Raw genomic sequence first — 22,744 nt, forward strand, 5'->3', positions numbered from 1 at the left:
TAAGTGCGTTTCGGTCAGGGCCTGTTGAGGGCGTCCGCCCGTCGTACGACGGCCTCCAGCGCCCGGAACCAGGTGCGGGCCAGGTCCTGCACCTGCTCCTCGGTGAGGAGTTCGGCCGCGTACGCCCAGTGGGCGCTGAGTTGCGGGCCCTCGGGACGGTTCTCGGTGATGGCGTTGAGGGTCAGGGCGTGGGACATCGGCTGGCCGGGGTCGGCGTCGAGGTCGGCCGCGTCGTCCTCGGGCGCGTAGGACCAGTCGGCCGCGGCCGGGCGGTCAAAGCGGCCCATGTAGTTGAACTCGATCTGCGGCTCGGCGAGTTGGGCGAGCAGCGGACCGGTCCCGGCGTTGAGGTGGCGCAGCAGTCCGTGCCCGATGCCGGCCGCGGGCAGCGCGGTGAGGTGGGCGCGGATCCGGGCCAGGGCCGTGTCCAGCGCGGGGCCGCCCGCGAAGGCGTCCGCCAAGTCGGCCTCGCCCGGGTCGAGTCGTACGGGTACGACACTGGTGAACCAGCCGACCGTACGGGACAGGTCGGCGTCGCCCGCGAGTTGCTCCTCGCGGCCGTGCCCCTCCAGGTCGACCAGGACGGGCCCGCCCGTGCGTTGCGCGCCGAGTGTCCGGGTCCGCCAGTCCCCGACCGCCAGCGCGAACGCGGTGAGCAGGACGTCGTTGACGGTGGCACCGAAGGCGGCCGGGGCACGGCTCAGCAGCGGTTCGGTGAGGTCGGCGGGCAGGGTCAGGGAGAGATGGCGGGTGGTGGCGACGGTGTCCCGGACCGGGTCGAGGGGGCGCGCCAGCGGAAGGCCGGCGCCCTCGGCGAGGGCGGACGTCCACCACGGCAGTTCGTCCTCGGTCGCGGGGTCGGTGGCGCGGGTCCCCAGGAGCCGCGACCAGCGGGCGAGCGACAGCTCCACGGGGGCGAGTTCGGCCGTGTGACCGCCTCGGACCGCTGCCCAGGCGGTGGCCAGGTCGGGCAGGAGCACGCGCCAGGAGACGCCGTCGATCACCAGGTGGTGGACGAGGATCAGCAGCCGCCCGGGCTGTCCGGGTCCGGCGTCGAACCAGACCGCCCGCACCATCGCACCGGCGTCCGGGTCCAGTCCCCCGCGCGCTGTCTCTGCGTGGCGGGAGATGGCGGCGCGCAGTCCGGCCTCGTCACTGCCGCGCACGTCGACGCGGGTGAGCCAGGTGCTCACGTCGGTGTCCCGCGCAGCCGGAACCCGTAGCAACCACTCGGGCTCGCGGGCGAGTTGGGCCCGCAGCATGTCGTGCCGGTCGGCGAGCGCCTTGAGCACGGTCAGCAGGCCGGGTTCGGTGAGGTCGGCGGGGGTCTGGACCAGGGCCGCCTGGTGGTACGCGGCGATGGGGCCGCCGCGCTCCAGCAGGCCGCGCATGATCGGGGTGAGCGGGACGGTGCCGGTGCCGTCGTCGTGGACGGCGTGCCGTTCGCCGGTGCCGAGCGGGACGGCAACTGCCGCCAGTGCGGCCACCGTTCGGTGCTGGAAGACCTGACGCGGGGTGACCCGCAGGCCTGCGGCCCGGGCGCGGGCGACGAGTTGCATCGCGACGATGCTGTCACCGCCGAAGGTGAAGAAGTCGTCGTCCGTGCCGACCGCCTCGGCGGGCAGCCCGAGGGCGTCCGCGAACAGGTCGCGCAGGGTGCGCTCGGCGTCGTTCTCGGGGGCCCGGCCACCGCCCGTCGCGGTGAAGTCCGGGGCGGGCAGGGCGGATCGGTCGAGCTTGCCGTTGGACATCAGCGGCAGCCGGTCGAGGACGACCACCGCGGCCGGGACCATGTAGTCGGGCAGTACGGCGGCTGCGTGGGCGCGCAGAGCGCTCCCGTCCATCTCCTCGGCGACCGCGTAGGCGATCAACTGCCGTATGCCGGGCCGGTGTTCGCGGGCCACCACGACCGTCTGAGTGACGGCAGGGTGGGAGTCCAACGCGGCCTCGATCTCCGCGAGTTCGATGCGGAAGCCGCGGATCTTGACCTGGTCGTCGGTGCGGCCGGCGAACTCGAGCTGGCCGTCCTCGGTCCAGCGGGCGAGGTCGCCGGTGCGGTACATACGGGTGCCCGGTGCGCCGTACGGGTCGGCGACGAAGCGTTCGGCGGTGAGGTCGGGCCGGTCGAGGTAGCCGCGGGCCAGGCCGGGTCCCGACAGGTACAACTCGCCGGTGACACCGGGCGGTACCGGCCGCAGCGCGCTGTCGAGGACGTAGGCCCGGGACTCGTGGACGGGGCGTCCGACGACCGGGGTGGCGCTGTCGCGGACCCGGCCGACGAGCGCGTCGACGGTGGCCTCGGTGGGGCCGTACAGGTTGAACGCCTCGGTGTCCGGCAGCGCGGCGAGCCGCGTCCACAGCGACTCGGGTACGGCCTCGCCGCCGAAGCCGACCACGGCGAGCGGGCAGTCGCCCTCGGTGCCGATCAGTCCGCTGTCCGCCATCTGCGCGAGCAGCGACGGCGTGACCTCGATGAAGTCGATGCCCCGGCCGCGGATGAACTCGGCGAGGAGTTCGGGGTCACGGCGGGTCTCGTCGTCCGCGATGTGCAGCGCGTGCCCGTCCAGCAGCCACAACTGCGGCTGCCAGGAGGCGTCGAAGGAGAACGACCAGGCGTGGCCGACCCGCAGGCGCCGGAGTCCGGTGCGTTCCCTGGCCACCTGGTGCAGGTCGTGACGGTGGCTGTGGAAGAGGTTGGCGATGCCTCGCTGGGTGACGACGACGCCCTTGGGGCGGCCGGTGGAGCCCGAGGTGTAGATGACGTAGGCGGGGTGGTCGGGGCCGGGGGCGACGGGTTCCGCCTGCGGCAGTCCGTCGGCCGGGGCGTCAAGTCGCAGGACGGGTACGTCCGTTGGCGGCAGCGTGGCGGCGGTCTCGCCCGTGGCCAGGATCAGCACGGGGCGGGCGTCGTCGAGCATGCCGGTCAGGCGGGAGGCGGGAAGGTCGGGGTCGAGGGGCAAGTAGGCGGCGCCCGCCTTCATCACGGCGAGGATCGCGGCGATGTGGTCGACGGTGCGGGGCAGCGCGAGCGCCACGATCCGCTCGGGACCCGCGCCGTGTCCGGCGAGGGTGCGCGCCAACTGGTCTGTGCGGGAGTCGAGTTCGGCGAAGGTGTAGGTCGTACGGCCATCCGTGACGGCGATCGCGTCCGGGCCTGCGGCGGCCTGTGCGGCGAACAACTCGGGGACCGTGCCGAGGCGTTCGGCCTCCGGGAGCGCGGTGTCGTTCCAGCTCTCCAGGACGGTGTGCAGATCGGCGGGGCCGAGCAGGTCGAGGCGTCCGACGGGGCGGTCGGGGTCGGCCGCCATCCCGGTGAGGAGGGTGGTCAGGGCGTCCGAGATCCGTCGTACGACGGCCGGTTGGAACAGGGCCGGGCGGAACTCGGCGGTCAGCCGCAGCCGGTCGGCGGGCTCGACGGCCCAGGCGAACGGGTAGTGGGTGGAGTCCTCGTGGTCGCGGACGCTGACGCGCGGACCGTCGCCCGACTCCTCCGCGTCGGCCACGGGGTACGACTCGAACACCACGAGGGTGTCGAAGAGTTCACCGAGTCCGGCGGCCCGCTGGATGTCGGCGAGACCGAGGTGCTGGTGGGCGATGAGGGCGGACTGCTCGTCCTGGAGCCGTGTGAGCAGTGCGGCGGTGCTCTCCTCCGGGCGGACGTTCACCCGTACCGGCACAGTGTTGATGAACAGGCCGATCATCGACTCGGCACCGGCCAGTTCGGGCGAGCGTCCGGCGACGGTGGCGCCGAACACCACGTCGTTGCGCCCGGTGAGCCGGCCGAGGAGTACACCCCAGGCGGCCTGGACAAGGGTGTTGACGGTGACGCCCCGACGCCGTGCGAACGCCTCCAGCTCCGCAGTGCGGTCCGGGTCCAACTCCACTGTGTGGGTGCTGGGTACGACGGCGGCGCGGTCGGGGTCGACAGGCGCGAGCCGGGTCGGCTCGGCCAGCCCGCCGAGCGCCTCGGCCCACGCGGCGGCGGAGGCGGCCGGGTCCTGGGCGGCGAGCAGCCGCAGGTGTTCGCGGTAGGGGGCGGGCGCGGCCGGAGTGCGGCCCTCGTAGCGCGCCCACAGTTCGGCGGTGAGCAGCGGCAACGACCAGCCGTCCAGCAGGAGGTGCTGGTGCGAGAGCACGAGCCGGTGCCGGTCCGGACCGAGCTTGGCCAGCAACAGCCTTAGCAGTGGCGGCTGTTCGGGGTCGAAGCGTCGCCGCTCCTGGACGAGCAGCCGCTCCCACTCCCGCGGGTCGTCGGTCAGGTCGAGCTGTCGCCACGGCAGTACGGCCGTCCGCGGTACGACGGCGACGGGCCGCCCGGAGGACAGGTGCCGGAAGCCGCTGCGCAGGTTCTCGTGTGCGTCGAGCACGGACTGTGCGGCGGTGTGCAACCGGTCGGCGTCCAGGGGGCCTTCGAGGTCGTAGGAGACCTGGACGGTGTAGACGTCCGGTCCGTCGTCGCCGGAGTCGAGGGCGGCGTGGAAGAGCAGGCCGGCCTGGAGCGGGGAGACGGGCAGGACCTCGGTGCCGGCGGGCAGGGCGGAGAGTTCGGCGCGCTCGTCGTCGGTGAGGTCGAGCAGCACGGCGTCGTCGGCGCGCTCGGCGGTGACCGTTGTGGCGGTGACGGTGGCCAGCCCCGCGGCCGACTTGTGGCGGAAGACGTCACGCGGGCTGAAGGTGAGCCCGGCGGCGCGGGCCCGGGCGACCAGCTGCATGGCGACGATGCTGTCGCCGCCGAGGGTGAAGAAGTCGTCCTCGACACCGACGCGTTCGAGACCGAGGACGTCCGCGACGAGCGCGCAGAGGGTCTCCTCGAGCGCCGTTCGCGGCCGGGTGTCGGTGACCTCGGCGGCGAAGTCGGGAGCGGGCAGGGCGCGTCGGTCCAGCTTGCCGTTGGGGGTGAGCGGGAGCGCGTCCAGGGTGACGACGGCGGCCGGGACCATGTGGTCGGGCAGCGAACGGGCGGTGTGGGCGCAGAGTTCGGCCGATCCGGCCGGGGTGCCGACTGGTACGACGTACGCCACGAGCCGTTGGTCCCGTACGAGGACGGTGGCGTGCGCGACGCTCTCGTGCGCGGCCAACACGCTCTCGATCTCGCCGAGTTCGATCCGGAAACCGCGCAGCTTGACCTGGTCGTCGGCGCGGCCGAGGTACTCCAGCTCCCCGTCCCTGCTCCAGCGGGCCAGGTCGCCGGTGCGGTACATACGGGCGCCGGGTCCGGTGGCGTAGGGGTCGGCGACGAAGCGTTCGGCGGTCAGGCCGGAGCGGCCCAGGTAGCCGCGCGCCAACTGGACGCCGGCCAGGTACAGCTCACCGGCCACGCCCGGCGGTACCGGGTTCAGGGCGGCGTCGAGGACGTAGGTGCGGGTGTTCCACACCGGGCGGCCGATCGGCACGGTGATCGGGTCGGCGGTGACCTCGTGGGCGGTGACGTCGACCGACGCCTCGGTGGGGCCGTAGAGGTTGTGCAGACGTGCGGTCGGCAGGACCTGGTGGAAACGTGCGGCCAGCGGGGCGGGCAACGCCTCGCCGCTGCACATGACTTGGCGCAGGCCGGCGCAGTCGGCCGCGGTGGGTTCGTCGAGGAAGGCGCGCAGCATCGACGGTACGAAGTGGGCCGTGGTGATGTGCTGACGCTTGATCAGTTCGGCGAGGTAGACGGGGTCCTGGTGGCCTTCGGGGCGGGCCACGACGAGGGTCGCGCCGGTGATGAGCGGCCAGAAGAACTCCCACACCGACACGTCGAACCCGGCCGGGGTCTTCTGCAGGACGCGGTCCTCGGCGTCGAGGCGGTAGGTGTCCTGCATCCACAACAGGCGGTTGGTGATGCCCTGGTGGGGGACCGTGACGCCCTTGGGGCGGCCGGTGGAACCCGAGGTGTAGATGACGTAGGCGGGGTGGCGGGGGTCGTGGGCGGTGGGCAGGGGTGCGTGTGCCGGGTGGTCGGGGGTGCCGTACGTGTCGATGGTCAGGGTGGGCACGTCGGTGTCCGGGAGGGTGACGCCGTCCGTGGTGACCAGGCAGACCGGGCGGGCGTCGGCGAGCGTGTAGGCGAGACGGTCGGCCGGGTAGCCGGTGTCGAGGGGGAGGTAGGCGGCACCCGCGCGGTGAACCGCGAGGAGTGCGATCACGAGGGCGAGGGAGCGCGGCAGGGCGACGGCCACTACGGCCTCCGCCCGCGCACCGTGCGCGGCGAGGGTGTGCGCCAACTTCTCCACCCGCAGGTCGAGTTCGGCGTAGGTGAGGGCGGTGTCCTCGAAGACGACGGCCGTTGCCTCGGGGGTGCGGGCTACCTGGCAGCGGAACAGCTCGGGCAGGGTGAGGTCGGGGACGGTCCTGGTGGTGGCGTTCCAGTCGGAGAGGACGCGGGCGCGTTCGTCGTCGCGGAGGACGCCGAGGGAGGCGAGGCGTCGGTCCGGGGCGGTGGCGACCTGCGCGAGCAGTGACTCCAGGCGTTCGGCGAGGAGTTGGGCGGTCGACTCGTCGAAGAGGTCGGCGCTGTACTCGATCCAGCACCGCATGCCGTTCTCGCCCTGTTCTACGAAGTCGAAGCTGAGGTCGAACTTGGCGCCCTGCTGGCCGAGTTCCTCGCGGCGGGCGGTCAGGCCGGGCAGGGCGGGGGTGGCGCCCTCGTCGTCGAGGTGGACGACCATCACCTGGAACAGCGGGTGCCGGGCCAGCGAGCGGGCCGGGTTGACCGCCTCGACCAGGCGCTCGAAGGGCAGGTCCTGGTGTTCGTAGGCGGCGAGGTCGGTGTTCCGGATTCGGGCGAGCAGCTCGGCGAAGGTGGGGTCGCCGGACAAGTCGGTGCGCAGGACAAGGGTGTTGACGAAGAACCCGACCAGGTCCTCGAGGCTTTCGTCGGCCCGTCCGGAGATCGGTGCGCCGAGCGGGATGTCGTCCCCGGCGCCGAGGCGGTGCAGCAGCGCGGCGACGGCGGCCTGGGTGACCATGAACATACTGACGCCGTGGCTGCGGGCCAACGCGCGCAGTTGTCGCGTCTGTTGGGCGTCGAGGGTCAGTCCGACCGCGCCGCCCCGGTGGCTGCTCTCCAGCGGGCGGGGGCGGTCGGTGGGTAGCGCGAGTTCGTCCGGGAGGCCCGCCAATGCCGTCTGCCAGTAGGCGAGTTGACGGGACTGGCGGCTGTCCGGGGCGTCGGCCTCACCGAGGGCCTCGCGGTGCCAGAGGGCGTAGTCGGCGTACTGCACCGGCAGCGCAGCCCAGGCAGGCGTCCGCCCCTCGCGGCGGGCTTCGTACGCGGTGGCCAGGTCCCGCCACAGCGGTCCGTCGGACCACTGGTCGCCGGCGATGTGGTGCAGCACCAGGAGAAGAACGTGCTGGTCCTCGGCCAGCTCGAACACGTGGGCGCGCAGAGGGAGTTCACGGTCGATGTCGAAGCCGAGCGCGGCGGCCTCGGCGAGCCGGTCGGGCAGTTCGGTCTCGGTTGCCCGGCTGTGGTGAAGGGGCACCGAGGCCTGGTCCAGTACCACCTGGTGGGGGCGGCCGTCCCGCTCGGGGAAGACCGTGCGGAGGCTTTCGTGCCGTAGGGCCACGTCGTCCAGGGCGGCGGCCAGCGCGTCCCGGTCGAGCGCGCCGGTCAACCGCCAGGCAGCCGGGATGTTGTACGTGCCTCCCGGACCCTCGATGCGGTGCAGCAGCCAGAGGCGCTGCTGGGCGTAGGAGAGCGGGAGTTCGTCGGGACGGTCGGTGGGGACGAGGGCGGGCAGTCCGCCGGCCCGGTCGTCGAGGCGGGCGGCGAGCAGTGCGGGGGTGGACGCCTCGAAGACGGTACGGACGGTGAGGTCGGCCCCAAGTGCCGTACGAACGCGGCTGACCAGACGCATGGCGAGCAGGGAGTGACCGCCGAGCGTGAAGAAGTCGTCGTCTGTGCCGACGCGTTCGAGACCGAGGACGTCGCCGAAGAGCCCGGCGAGAATCTCCTCGCGCGGGCTGCGGGGCGACGTGCTCGTGTCCGTGCCGGTGGCCGTCGTGAAGTCGGGGGCGGGCAGGGCGGCGCGGTCGAGCTTGCCGTTGGGGGTCAGCGGCAGCGCGTCCAGCGCGACGAAGGCGGCGGGCACCATGTGGGCGGGGAGAGCGGCGGCGGTGTGGGCGCGGAGGGCAGCGGCGTCCAGTGGCCGTGCGGAGGTGCGAGCGCGCGATGCGTTCTCGTCCGTCGGGTCGTCGGTCGTACCTGCGCGAATCGCCAGCGCTTCCACCGGCTCGGCGGCTGTGTAGGCACGGCTCGCCGTCCCGTCCTGCGGGCCAGCCGCCGTGCGGGCGCCCGACGCGTTCTCGTCCGCCGACGCCTCGGCCGAACCTCCGCGAACCTCCGTCGCGTCCACCAGCCCGGCGACCGTGCCGGCGCGGTTCTCCGTCCCCTCCTGCGCGCCGACCACCGCGCGAGCGCCCGCCGCATTCTCATCCGCCGGCTCGACGGCCGCGTCCGCACGGTTCGACATCCCGTCCTGCGAGCCGACCGCCACGCGACCGCGCGACGCATTCTCGTCCGCCGACGCCTCGGCCGAACCTCCGCGAACCTCCGTCGCGTCCACCAGCCCGGCGACCGTGCCGGCGCGGTTCTCCGTCCCCTCCTGCGGGCCGACCACCGTGCAAGCGCCCGACGCATTCTCATCCGCCGACGCCTCGGCCGAACCTCCGCGAACCTCCGTCGCGTCCACCAGCCCGGCGACCGTGCCGGCGCGGTTCTCAGTCCCCTCCTGCGCGCCGACCACCGCGCGACCGCGCGACGCCGTTTCGTCCAGCGGGCCGACGGGCGCACCGACGCGGAGTCCGCCGTCCCCGGCCGGGACCACGTACGCCACCAGGCGTTGCTCCCGGACCACCACGACGGCGTGTGCGACGGACGGGTGCGTGGTCAACACGTCCTGGATCTCGCCGGGTTCGACGCGGAAGCCGCGCACCTTCACCTGGTCGTCGGTGCGGCCGAGGTATTCGATCGTCCCGTCGGTGTTCCAGCGGGCCAGGTCGCCGGTGCGGTACACCCGGGTGCCGGGGGCGCCGTACGGGTCGGCGATGAAGCGCTCGGCGGTCAGGGCGGGTCGGTCGAGGTAGCCGCGCGCGAGCTGGATGCCCGCGAGGTACAGCTCGCCCGGGACGCCGGGCGGCACGGGGCGCAGGGCGGCGTCGAGGACGTAGGTGCGGGTGTTCCACACCGGGCGGCCGATCGGCACGCTCTGTGCGTCCGGGCCGATCTCCACGGCCGTCACGTCGACCGAGGCCTCGGTCGGGCCGTAGAGGTTGTGGAGTTCGGTGGTGGTCAGGATGTCGTGGAAGCGGTGGGTGAGGGCGACGGGCAGGGCCTCGCCGCTGCACATCACGCGGCGCAGGCCGGTGCAGTCTGCTGCCGCCGGTTCCTCCAGGAAGAGTTGGAGCATGGAGGGCACGAAGTGGGCGGTGGTGACGCCCTGTTCGCGGATCAGGCGGGCGAGGTAGGCCGGGTCGCGGTGGCCCTCGGGGCGGGCGACGACCAGGGTCGCGCCGGTGATCAGGGGCCAGAAGAACTCCCACACCGACACGTCGAAGCTGGACGGCGTCTTCTGCAACACCCGGTCGGCGGCGGTGAGTTCGTACGCGTCCTGCATCCACAGCAGCCGGTTGACGATGCCCTCGTGCGGGACGACGACGCCCTTGGGGCGGCCGGTCGAGCCAGAGGTGTAGATGACGTACGCCGGGCTCGACGGGTCGTAGGACGTGGGGAGTTGGGCCTCGGGGCCGGTCGGCAGGGTGTCGCGGACGACATACACCGGGCGGGCGTCCTCGACCATGAGGGCGAGGCGGTCCTCCGGGTAGTCGGGGTCGAGCGGGAGGTAGGCGGCGCCGGCGCGGTGGACGGCGAGCAGGGCGACTACGAGTTCGAGTGAGCGCGGGAGAGCCACGGCCACGGTCTGCTCGGGGCCCGCGCCGAGCGCGGCCAACACCCCGGCCGTGCGCTCGACTTGGGCGTCCAGCTCCGCATACGTCAGCCGCTGCCCCTCGAAGACGAGGGCCGTGGCGTCAGGGGTGCGGACCACCTGGGCGCGGAAGAGTTCCGGGAGGCTGGTGGCCGGGACGGGGTGCTCGGTGGCGTTCCACTCCCCCAGGACCAGGGCGCGTTCGGTGTCCTCCAGGAGGTCGAAGTCCCTTACCGCGCGGTCGGGTTCGGCCGCCGCATGGTCCAGTAGGCGGGCCATGCGGCCGGCGATGCGTTCGGCGGTCGACTCGTCGAAGAGGTCGGTCGCGTACTCCAGGAGCAGGACCACCCGGTCGCGGCCGGTCTCGTCGACGAACGTGAAGTGGAGGTCGAACTTGGCCATCCCGGTGTCCATGTCGAACCACTCGGTCCCGAGGCCGAGCACGTCCGGGTCGCCGTCGGGGCGGTGGTGGTAGCCGAGCATGACCTGGAAGAGCGGGTTGCGGCCCGCCACGCGGGGCGGGTTGAGGGCCTCCACGACCCGGTCGAAGGGCAGGTCCTGGTACTCGAAGGCCGCGAGGGACGACTCCCTTACCCGGCCCAGGAGTTCGCGGAAGGTCAGCTTGTCGCCGGAGACATCGGTGCGCAGGACCAGGGTGTTGACGAAGAAGCCCACCAGGTCGGCGAGGGCCTCGTCGGTGCGGCCGGCGATCGGGGCGCCGAGCGGGATGTCGTCGCCCGCGCCGAGCCGGTTCAGGAGTGCGGCGGTGGCCGCCTGGAACAGCATGAACATGCTGGTGCCGGTGGCGTTGGTGAGGTCACGCAGGGCGTGGCCGGTGGCGGTGGGCAGTTCCAGACGGACCTTGCCGCCGTGGCCGGTCGGCTCGGCGGGGCGCGGTCGGTCGGCGGGCAGGGCGAGTTCGTCGGGCAGACCACTCAAGGCCTCGGCCCAGTGCGCGAGTTGGGCTTCACCCGTGTGCGCGAGGAGGTCGTCCTGCCAAAGCGTGTAGTCGGCGTACTGCACCGGCAGCGGCGCCCAGTCGGGTGCCCGCCCTTCCCTGCGGGCCGCGTAGGCGGTGTCGAGGTCGGCGAGGAAGGGACGGTCTGACCACTCGTCGGTGGTGATGTGGTGCAGGACGACGGCCACCACGTGCTCGTCCGGGCCGAGCCTGAACACCTCGCAGCGCAGCGGGAGTTCGGTGGTGAGATCGAAGGGGCGACGCTGGGCCCCCTCGATCAGCGCGGGCAGGTCGCCCTCCGCGCAGACGACGACCGTGCAGGACGGGTCCACCTCTTCCGCCGGGACGACCCGCTGGTACGGCTCTCCCTCATGCGTCGGGAACACCGTCCGCAGCGCCTCGTGCCGTCCGGCGACGTCCCGCAGGGCGGCGGTCAGTGCCTCGGTGTCGAGGGTGCCGCGCAGGCGGAAGACCAGCGGGAAGTTGTAGGCGACGCCACTGCCGGTGATCTCCTCGACGAGCAACAGCCGTCGCTGGGCGGCCGACAGGGGGATGCGGGCGGGCCGGTCGGCGACGGGCGTGACCGCCGGACGGGCCGGGCTCGCCGCGTCAGCACGACCCGCGAGCAGGGCGGGAGTCGGGGCTTCGAACAGGTCACGGATGGCGAGTTCGGCGCCGAGCTCGGTGCGGGCGCGGCTGACCAGCCGAGTCGCGAGGAGTGAATGACCGCCCAGGTCGAAGAAGTTGTCCTCCGCGCCGACCTCGGGCAGGCCCAGCACCTCGGCGAACAGGCGGCAGAGCACCTCTTCCTGCGGGGTGCGCGGGCCGCGTCCACCGCCGAGGGCGACGGCGGGTTCGGCGTCGGGCAGGGCGCGGACGTCGAGCTTGCCGTTGGCGTTCATGGGCAGGCCGTCGACGGTGACGAAGGCCGACGGGACCATGTAGTCGGGCAGTTCGCGGCCCAGGTCCTCACGCAGACGGCGTACGAGCGCGCTCGCCTCGCGGGCGGCGGTGGGGTCGTTGGCATAGGGGTGTGTACCGCCGCCGGGCTTGAACAGGCCGCCGGTCAGGCGGAGTTCGGACGCCTTCAGGAAGACGGCGTCGTACGTCCCCTGCCGCTCCGACCAGGTGGTCAGCACCTGGTATCCCGCCGCCGTACCCAACTCGTGCAGGTGCTCGGAGTCGACGCCCGTCTCGGTCGTACGACCGTCGGGAATGCCGGTGAAGCGGAGCGCCTCGGGGCGTTCGCCGCGCGGTCGTTCACCAGCTGTCCCCGTCGCGGACCAGTTGCCGTCGAGGAGTTGACCGATCGCCTCGGCCGACGACCAGTCTCCGCACAGGAGTTCACCGATGGTGTTGCCCGTGGCCCAGTCGACGGACGGGATGTTGTCCAGGCGGACGTCCGGGTCGTCGGCGTAGAGGACGACGTCGTAGCGGTGCCGGGACAGCTCGTTGTGGTGCTCGGCGCGCTTGGTGCGGAGGTCGACGCCGTAGCCGAGGGTGGTGAAGTAGTCGGGGTCTACGAGGAGTTCCTTCTCCAGGCGCAGTCCGCGCTCCACCGCCCGCTCCAGATCCGCTTCGGCGGTGCCCCTCGCGCGCTGGATCTCGGTGTGGAAGGTGCCGGCGAGCCGCAGGTTGCGGACGTCGCCGACGAACAGGGCGCCGCCGGGCGCGAGCAGGTCCATCAGGCCGTGTATGACGGTGGTGAGGTGGTCGATGCTCGGGAAGTACTGGATGACGGAGTTGATGACGATCGTGTCGAAGTAGGCGAACGGCAGGCCGCTCAGGTCCTCGGCCGGGCGGCAGCGGAGTTCGACCTTGGCGGCGAGGGCGGGGTCGCGCCGCACCTCCTCGCCGATCTTGCGGATGACGGGGGCGGCGAAGTCGGTGGCCCAGTAGGCCTCCGAGTCCGGGGCGAGCCGTGACAGCAACAGGCCTGATCCGACGCCGACTTCGAGGATGCGGCGGGGCTTGAGGGCGCCGATGCGGGCGAGGGTGGCCTCGCGCCACTCGTGCATCTCCTCGAAGGGGATGGGCCGGCCGTCGTAGGAGCTGTCCCAGCCGTCGTACTGCTCGGTGAAGACGGCGGTGCCGATCTCCTCGTACTCGTCGGAGTAGATCTCCTGCCACTCCCCCACCTGCGCGGCCTCGGCGGCGGTGCGCTCGGACGGGTCGGCGCCGGAGGGCACGACGTAGCCGACGAGGCGTTCGTCGCGGACGACCACGGCGGCCTGGGAGACGAGCGGATGGCGGCTGAGGGCGGTCTCGATCTCGCCGGGTTCGATGCGGTAGCCGCGGATCTTGACCTGGTCGTCGGTGCGCCCGAGGAAGTCGAGGTTGCCGTCGGGGTTGCGACGGACCAGGTCGCCCGTGCGGTACATGCGCTCGCCGGGCTCGCCGAACGGGTCGGCGACGAAGCGCTCGGAGGTCAGCGCGGGCCGGTCCAAGTAGCCCCGGGCCAGGCCGATTCCGGCGATGTACAGCTCACCGGGGACGCCGTCGGGCACCGGGCGCAGCCAGGCGTCGAGGATGTGGGCGCGGGTCCCGCGGATGGGCTTGCCGACGGTCGGGGTGTCGCTGTCGAGGGTGCCGCCGCCGAGGGTGTTGATGGTGTACTCGGTCGGCCCGTACAGGTTGTAGCCGTACGTGCCCTCGGTGTCGCGCAGGGCCGTCCACACCGTCTCCGGGACGGCCTCGCCGCCGAGGAGCACGAGTGGCGGGACGTGGCCTTCCAGCAAGCCCTGCTCGATCAACAGCCGCGCATACGTGGGCGTGACGTTGACGACGTCGACGCGGTGCTGCTCGCAGTAGGCGACCAGCGCCTCGGCGTCACGCCTCAACTCCTCGTCGCAGACGTGCACTTCGTGGCCCTCGACCAGCCAGAGCAACTCCTCCCACGACATGTCGAAGGCGAAGGACACGGTGTGCGCGATGCACAGGCGTCGGCCGCCGGCCGAGGCGATGGCAGGCTCGAAGATCTCCTTCTGGTGGTTCAACTGCATGTTCGTCAGGCCCCGGTAGGGGGTGACGACGCCCTTGGGGCGGCCGGTCGAGCCGGAGGTGTAGATGACGTAGGCGGGGTGTTCGAGGCTGAAGCGACGGCGGACGGCACTGTCCGGCTGATCGGCCAACTCCCCCTTGATTGAAGGGTCGTCGAGCAGGACACGCGCCATCTCGCCGTCCAGCGTGGCCGATACGACCGTGGTGCTCAGCAGCAGGAGCGGGCGGGCGTCGGCCAGCATCAGGGACAGACGGTCGGCCGGGTGGTCCAACTCCAGTGGCAGGTAGGCCGCTCCGGTGCGCAGGACCGCGAAGAGGGCGACCACCATGTCGAGGGAGCGCGGCAGGGCAAGGGCGACGACCCTCTCGGGACCCGCGCCCCGGTCGATCAGCAGCCGGGCCATCCGGTTGACCGCGGCGTCGAGTTCGGCGTACGTCATGCTGCGCTCGCCGAAGACCAGGGCCCGCTCGTCCGGGGTGCGTTCGGCCTGCGCGGCCAGCAGATCGGCGATGGTGTCCTCGGGGTCAGGGACACGGCTGGCCGCCGACTCCCGCCGTAGCGCCTCGACTTCGGCGGGAAGGAGCGCGTCGAGGGAGCCGACCGGAGCCGTGAGGTCGGTGGTGAGACGGTCGACGAGCAGCGCGAAGCGGTCGAGGAGGGCCTGCGCCCGGGCAGTTGGGACGAGGTCGGGGCGGTGGGTGAGGGTGACGGCGATCTCGCGGCCGGGGGTGATGACGAGGTTGGCCGGGTAGTGGGTGGCGTCGACGTTGGCGACGGCCGTGGCGCCGTGCCGGGTCTTCAGGTCGGCGAGCCGTTCCTCGGTGTCGTTGTTGCGCAGCACGAACAGCGTGTCGAAGAGCTTGCGGTGTCCGGTCTCGGCCTGGAGGACGCCGAGGCTGAGGTGCTCGTACGGCATGAGGTCGAGGCGTTCGCCCTGGATACGGCGGAGCAGGTCGAGGACCGGTTCGGCGGGGTCGAGGGCGATACGGGTCGGGACGGTGTTGAGGAACAGGCCGATGATGTCGCCGACGTCCGGGACCTCGCTGGGGCGCCCTGCGACGGTGGTGCCGAACACGACGTCGGCGCGGCCGGTCGCGGAGGCGAGGGTGAGTCCCCAGGCCGCGTTGAGGATGGTGTTGAGGGTCAGACCGTGGGCCGGGGCCAACTCGCGGAGCCGGTCGCCCAGTTCGGCGGGGAGACGGGTGTCGAGCTGGTCGGGGATGACCGGTTCGAGGCCGTCGGCGGCGGTGGGTGCGAGCAGGGTCGGCTCGTCGAGACCGGCGAGCGCGGTGCGCCAGGCGGTCGTGGCGACCGAGTCGTCCTGCTCCTCAAGCCAGGTCAGGTAGTCGCGGTAACTGCCGGGCGTGGGCAGGGTGTTGGCGTTGCCGCCCGTCTCGTAGAGGGCGAACAGCTCGTCGAGGAACAGCCAGGCCGACCAGCCGTCCCAGAGGATCAGATGACGGCCGATGACGAGCCGGTCGCCGCGCTCCGCGCCGAGGCGGAGCAGGAGCAGCCGGAAGAGCGGGGGCGCGGACAGGTCGAAGCGGCGGTTGCGCTCGGCGTCCGTCAACTCCCGTAGCAGTACATCCTGTTCGGCTGCCGGAAGGAGCGAGAGGTCGACTTCTTCGAGGGGAATCTCCGGGTCCTCGACGATGAACTGCACCGGCTGGTCGAGGCCGTCGCTGGTGAAGCCGGCGCGCAGGCCCGGGTTGCGGTCGAGGAGGGTGCGAACGGCCGCGCGCAGACGGGTGGTGTCGAGGCGGGTGGCGAAGTCGAAGGTCTCGTGGACGGTGTAGACGTCCAACGCGCCTTCGTCGTAGGCCGAGTGGAAGAACAGGCCCTCCTGGAGGGGGGCCAGCGGCCAGACGTCGGCGACCTCGGCCGGAGCGGCTACCGCGCGGACGCGGGCGTGCTCGGCCTCGGTGAGGGTGAATGCCTCGACTCGGCCTCCCAGCAAGGCCGTTGTGGTGCCGGCCGCCGCCGCGAGCGCGGCCGGTGTGCGGTGCGTGAACACGTCGCGCGGGCTCAGCTCCAGGCCCGCCGCGCGGGCGCGGCTCGCGACGCCGATGGAGCTGATGCTGTCGCCGCCGAGGCGGAAGAAGTCGTCGTCGGGACCCGCGTCCTCGATACCGAGGACGGCCGCGAAGATCTCGGTGAGCTGCTGCTCCAACAGCCCTTCGGGCAGGCGGCGTTCGGCGCGCTCGGCCTCGGGCGCGGGCAGCGCGGCCTGGTCGAGCTTGCCGCTGGGGGTGAGCGGGAGGTCGGCGAGGACGACGTACGCCTCCGGGACCAGGGGTGCGGGCAGGACGTCGGCGAGGGCCGCACGCAGGTCGGCGGGGTCGAGGGTGACACCGGACGCCGGGACCGCGTAGGCGATGAGCCGCTGTTCGCGGATGACGACGGCGCCCCGCGCCACTGCGGGGATTCGAGTCAACTCGGCCTCGATCTCGCCGAGTTCGACGCGGTTGCCGCGCAGCTTGACCTGCCGGTCGGTGCGGCCGAGGTAGTCGATCGTGCCGTCGGGGCGGCGGCGTACGAGGTCGCCGGTGCGGTACATGCGGGCGCCGGGCTCGGTGGCGTACGGGTCGGCGACGAAGCGGTCGGCGGTGAGCGCGGGGCGCCGGTGGTAGCCGCGGGCCAGCTGGACGCCGGTCAGGTACAGCTCGCCGGGGACGCCGTCCGGGACCGGGCGCAGGCAGGTGTCGAGGACGCGCAGGCCGGTGTTCCACACGGGCCGGCCGATGGGCACGGTGGTGTCGGGCGAGCCGTCGTAGGGGTGGTACGTCACGTCGACGGCGGCCTCGGTGGGGCCGTAGAGGTTGTACAGCGGGACGCCGGTCAGTTCGTGCCAGCGGTGGGCGGCGGACCCGGACAGGGCCTCGCCGCTGCTGAAGACGCGGCGCAGGCTGTTCGCCCATGCCGGGTCGGCGGTGACCTCGTCGGAGGTGAGGAAGGCCTCCAGCATCGACGGCACGAAGTGCATGGTGGTGATGCCCTCGGCCTGGATGAGGCGGGCCAGATAGGCGGGGTCGCGGTGGCCGTCCGGGGCGGCGAGGACGACGGCGGCGCCTTCGCGCACCGCCCAGAAGAACTCCCAGACGCTCACGTCGAAGCTGGACGGCGTCTTCTGCAACACCCGGTCGTCTGCGGCGAGTTGGTAAGCGCCCTGCATCCAGGCGAGCCGGTTGCCGATGGCTCGGTGGGTGACCACGACGCCCTTGGGGCGGCCGGTGGAGCCGGAGGTGTAGATGAGGTAGGCGGGGTCGTCCGGCCGGGCAGCCTCAGGGACCCCGCCGAAGAGGGCCTCCTCGCCATCCACGTCCACCCGCAGCACGTCCAGGCCCTCGACCGAGGGGAGCCGGTCCGCGTCCCGTTCCGTCGTGACGACCGTGGTCGCGCCCGAGTCGGCCAGCATGTAGGCGAGTCGCTCGGCCGGGTAGTCCAGGTCGAGGGGCAGATAGGCGGCCCCCGACTTCAGGACGCCCAGCAGCGCCACCATCAGCTCCGCCGAGCGGGGTACGGCGACGGCGACGAACCGTTCGCGGCCGGCGCCCTTGGCCCGCAGTCGGGCGGCCAATTCCTCGGCCCGGGCGTCGAGTTCGGCGTAGGTCAGGGTCGTACCGTCGAAGACGACGGCCGTCGCGTCCGGAGTTCGCGCGGCCTGTACGGCAAAGGAGTCGGCCAGCGTGGTGGCTGGGACCGGTCGGGCCTCCCCCGCCGGGTGGGCGCCGGTCAGCTCGTCCGGGGTGAGCAGGTCGAGGTCGGCGACGCGGGCGCCGGGGTCGTCGGCCAGGGCGTGCAGGACGAGGGTGAGCCGGTCGGCGAGGGACTGTACGGCGTCGGCGTCGAGGCGCCCGGCGTGGTGCTTGAGGCGCAGGTCGAGGCGGCGGCCGGGCTTGACGATGAGGGCGAGGGGGTAGTGCACGGCGTCGTGGAAGGCGTGTCCGGCGACGGCGATCGTGCCGGTGGGGTCGGTGATGCCGGGGGCGCCCTCGCCGCCGGGGTAGTTCTCGAACACCACGAGGGTGTCGAAGAGTTCGCCGTCGCCCGCGTGGCCGGTGGCGCGCTGGATGTCGGCGAGACCGAGGTGCTGGTGGTCGAGGAGCGCGCTCTGCTCGTCCTGGAGCCGGTCGAGGAGCGCGCCCAGGGTGTCTCCGGGGGCCCAACGCAGACGGGTGGGCAGGGTGTTGATGAACAGGCCGATCATCGACTCGATGCCGTCGACGGCGGCGTCGCGACCGGCGACCGTCGTACCGAACAGGACGTCCTGGCGGCCCGTCATCCGGCCGACGAGCAGGCCCCAGGCGCCCTGGACGAGCGTGCCGAGGGTGACTCCGCGTTCACGGGCGCGGGCGGTGAGCCGCGAGGTGATCCGCTCGGTCAACTCGACGCGGATCTGCGCGGGTTCGAGGGGTCCGGCGGGCGCGGGCGCCTCGACCAGGCGGGTGGGCTCGTCGACGCCGGCGAGCGCGGTGCGCCAGGCGGCGCGGGCCGCGTCGCGGTCGGCTCCGGCGATCCGGCGGAGGTAGCCGCGATAGGGGGCGACTTCGGGAAGGGGGGTGGGGTTCTCGCCGTAGAGGGCGAGGAGTTCGCGGTGCAGGACGGGCAGGGACCAGCCGTCCGCGACGATGTGATGGAACGTCAGGACCAGTCGGCTGCGGTCCTCGCCGAAGCGGACGAGGGCGCAGCGGATCAGCGGCGGGTGGGCGAGGTCGAAACGGTGGGCGCGTTCGTCGGCGGCGACGGCATCGGCGAGGGTGCGGCGGACCGTGGGGTCCCCCTGTGCGGACAGGTCGACTTCGTGCCAGGGCAGTTCGAGGTCGGAGGCGATGAGCTGCACCGGGCGGCCGTCGGGCGTCTGGCGGAAGCAGGCGCGCAGCGGGGCGTGCCGGTCGACGAGTCGCTGTGCGGCCGTGCGCAGCAGGGTGCCGTCGACCGGGCCGGACAGTTCGATGACCTGCTGCACGACATAGGCGTCATGTTCGGCGCCGTCCACCAGGGCGTGGAAGAAGAAGCCCTCCTGGAGCGGACCGAGGGGCAGCGTCTCCTCGACGGTGACGGGGAACTCCATCTGGAGCGAGGCGAGTTCGTCGTCACTCAGCGTCTGCCACGGGGTTTCTTCAACAAGATCGGCCGTCCCGGTGCGGGCGACGGTGGCGAGTTCGGCGACCGTACGGTGGCGGAACACGTCTCGCGGGGTGAGTTCCAGGCCTGCCCGGCGGGCGAGGATGAGGAGTTGGACGGCGACGATGCTGTCGCCGCCGAGCGCGAAGAAGTCGTCGTCGACGCCGACCGAGGGGACCTTGAGGGCCCGGGCGTAGAGGTCGCACAGGAGTTGTTCGCGAGGGGTCTCCGGCGCCCGGCCCGCGCTGAGCTGCCGGGTGAGATCGGGCACGGGCAGCGCGGCGGCGTCGAGCTTGCCGCTGGGGGTGACGGGCAGCCGGTCCAGCGGGACGAACGCGGCCGGGACCATGTAGTCGGGCAGGTACTCGGTGGCGTGCGTCCGCAGGGTCGACATCAGGGCGTTGACGTTGCGGAAGGGGGCGGGGCGGTTGGTGAGCGGGTGGCCGCCTCCGGGGCGGTACGGCGCCCGCGCCTCCGCTCCGAGGGCGAACACGGCGTCCAGGCTGCCGTCCTCGGCGTCCCCGTTCCAGGTGAGCGCCAGCTCGTAGCCGTGTCGGGCGGCGATCGCATACAGGGTCTCGGGGTCCACGCCGTACGGTCCGGCGGCCGGCCTGCTGCTGTCGTCGAGGGCGGTGAGCGCGCCCAGGTCGTCTGCCAGGCGGGAGTTGGGGATGCCGGTGACGCGCGTCCGGTCCGGGCGAGCGGCGAGCAGTGCGTCAAGGGCACCGGCCGAACCGAGCGCGGGCCAGGGCGAGTCGGGGATCTCCTCGGACGCGTCAGAACCCGGCCGCAGCACAACGTCGTAGCGATAGCGGGTGAGTTCGTTGTGGTGAGTGCCGCGCTTGACGCGGATGTCGGCGGTGAGGCCGTCGAGGGTGGTGAAGTAGTCGGGGTCTACGAGGAGTTCACCCTCCCAGGCGACGGCCCGGTCCACGGCGGCGCGCAGGGCTTCCTTGTCGTCGACCTCGTCGTCCGCCCGTCCGCTCTCGACGGCGGCGCTCAGGGTGCGCAGCAGGCGCAGGTTGCGGACGTCTCCGACGAACACCGCGCCGCCGGGGGCGAGGAGTTCGGCGGCGTTGCGGAGGACGTCGGTGAGGTAGTCGCCGCCGGGGAAGTACTGGATGACGGAGTTGACGACGATCGTGTCGAAGTGGCCCTCGGGCAGTCCGGTGAGGTCGTGCGCGGGGCGGGCCAACAGGGTGACGCGGTCGGCGAGTTCGGGGACGGCGGACACCTGGGCGTCCAGGGCGCGTACGGCTTCCTCGGAGAGGTCGGTGCCCCAGTACTCGGCACAGTCGGGGGCGAGCCGGGACAGCAGCAGGCCGGAGCCGACGCCGATCTCCAGGATGCGGCGGGGCCGTAGCGCGCGGATGCGGTCGAGGGTGGCCTCGCGCCACTCGCGCATGTCGGTGAGCGGGATCGGAAGGCCGTCGTACATGCTGTTCCAGCCCGCGAAGTTCTCCTCGAAACCGTCCGATCCGGCGGCGGAGTAGAGGAGTTCGTGCAGGTCCTTCCAGTCGGCGACGCCCTCGTCGGGGGTCGCCTCGGCGTCCAGCGAGGGCACGACGTAGGCGGCGAGGCGGCGTTCGCCGGGGCGGTCCTCGCGGACGACGACGGCGGCCTGGTCGACGGCCGGGTGGGAGCGCAGGACGGACTCGATCTCGCCGGGTTCGATACGGAAGCCTCGGATCTTGACCTGGGTGTCGACGCGGCCGTGGAACTCCAGTCGGCCGTCGGTCTTCCAGCGCACCAAGTCGCCCGTGCGGTAGAGGCGTTCGCCGGGTGCGCCGAAGGGATCGGCGACGAAGCGTTCGGCGGTGAGGGCGGGGCGGCCGAGGTAGCCGCGGGCCAGGCCGTCGCCCGCGAGGTAGAGCTCTCCCGTGACTCCGGCGGGGACGGGGCGCAGTCGGTCGTCGAGGACGTAGGCGCGGGTGCCGGGGTCGGGGACGCCGATGGGCACGATGGTGCCGGCCGGGGTGTCCGGGTCGCAGAGGCCGAGCGTGGAGTTGGTGGTGGCCTCGGTCGGGCCGTAGGCGTTGAACATCATCCGGCCGCGTGCGTAGCGGCCGACCAGCTCGGGAGAGACGCGTTCGGTGCCCGCCAACAGGGTTGCTGCGGGCGGGAGTCGGACGTCCTCGGGCATGGCTGCGAGGAGCGCCGGCGGGAGGATCATGAAGGTGATGCCGTGCTCGTTGGCGTAGTCCGCGAGAGGTGCGCCGGGGACGCGGCGGTCGGCGGGGACGACGACGAGGCGGCCGCCGGAGAGCAGGCCGAGGCACAGGTCCCAGAACGCGACGTCGAAGCTGGGTGAGGCGAACTGGAGGACCCGGCTGTGCGGGCCGATTCCGAAACGTTCCTGCTGGGTGGCGACCAGTTTGGCGACACCCGCGTGGGACAGCACGGTGCCCTTGGGGCGGCCGGTGGAGCCGGAGGTGTAGATGACGTAGGCGGCGTGCGCGGTCGTCAACTCGTCGGCGGTGGACGGGCCTTGGGCGGGGTGGGCGGCGAGTTCGGCCACTGTCTCGGGGGCGTCGAGGATCAGCGGGTCGAGGCCCGGCGGGAGGTCGGGGGCGATCTCGGCGGTGGTGACGAGGCAGACCGGGCGGGCGTCGGCGAGCATGTAGGCGATGCGGTCGGCCGGGTAGTCGGTGTCGACGGGCAGATAGGCGGCGCCCGCCTTCAGGACGGCGACCTCGGCCACGATCATGTCGGCGGAGCGCGGTACGGCGAGCGCCACGACCTGTTCGGGACCGGCACCCCGGGCCACCAGTGCGTGCGCCAACTTGGCCGCGCGGGCGTCGAGTTCGGCGTAGGTGAGGCGGACGTCCTCGTGGATGAGGGCGACCTCGTGCGGGCGGGCGGCGACCTGGTCGGCGAACATGCGGGGCCAGGTGAGCGCGGGCACGTCGTGCGCGGTGTCGTTCCAGCCGTGCAGGATGCGGTGCCGCTCGTCGGCGCCGAGGAGTTCGAGGTCGGCGACCTGGGCGTCCGAGCGGGCGAGGGCGTCAGCGAGGAGGGTGCCGTAGTGGCCGAGGATCAGGTCGACGGCGGCGGGGGTGAAGAGGTCGGTGCGGTAGTCCGCCGTCACCTCCCCGTCGGTCACCGTGAGGGCCAGGTCCAGTGGCCCGCTCTCGTCCCAGGGATCGGCGCCGAAGCCCGTGGCGCACAACAGGCCGCCGCCTCGGAAGGGTTCGGGGGCGAGGAGCCGTAGGAGATCGGTCGTCGGCAGGTGGTGGGCCGCGGCCTCCGCACGTACGGCGGCGATCTGGTCGCGGAGTTGGGCGAACGGGGTGTCGCCGTCGATCGTGACGCGCAGCGGGAGGCCCTCGTGGGCGACCGCCGTCTCGGTGGCCGTGGTGCCGCTGTAGCGGTGCAACAGGGCGACGAAGGCGGCGAGTCGGGTGGCCGTGTCGGCCGTGGTGTCGAGTACGGCCGTGCGGCGCGCGCGGGGCACCGGGCCGTCCTGGCGTGGCGGACGGGGGAAGTCCAGCGGCAGTGCCGTCTCCGGTACCGGTGACGCGAAGCGCCGTCGCCAGAAGTCGTTCGTCGCCGTTGCCCGTGCCGAAGAAAGCGTGTTGCCCGCCACAGCTGCCCGTGCCTCCCAATGCGTGCGGAACGGCTCAGCGGAGCCGCGACCGCTCGCATAGTAAGGTAAGCATTGCCTTACTTGATAGACCTTCCCCCGAACCGCAGGCCCACGTCACAGCCACTGAGGTTATGCTCACCTAAGCTGCTGGCCGGGCCGTCCGGTGG

The 22,744-nt window shown here is 72.6% G+C and carries 1 protein-coding gene; it reads right to left on the reverse strand.

From position 1 onward, the window contains the following. Positions 1 to 14: 14 nt before the first annotated feature. Entirely contained in the window at positions 15 to 22,445 is a 22,431-nt protein-coding gene (locus SSP08S_RS63640; protein ID WP_019071029.1) for a non-ribosomal peptide synthase/polyketide synthase, read from the reverse strand. Positions 22,446 to 22,744 lie beyond the last annotated feature (299 nt).

Origin of the sequence: Streptomyces hokutonensis, assembly GCF_000376565.1 — a bacterium.
Classification (GTDB): domain Bacteria; phylum Actinomycetota; class Actinomycetes; order Streptomycetales; family Streptomycetaceae; genus Streptomyces; species Streptomyces hokutonensis.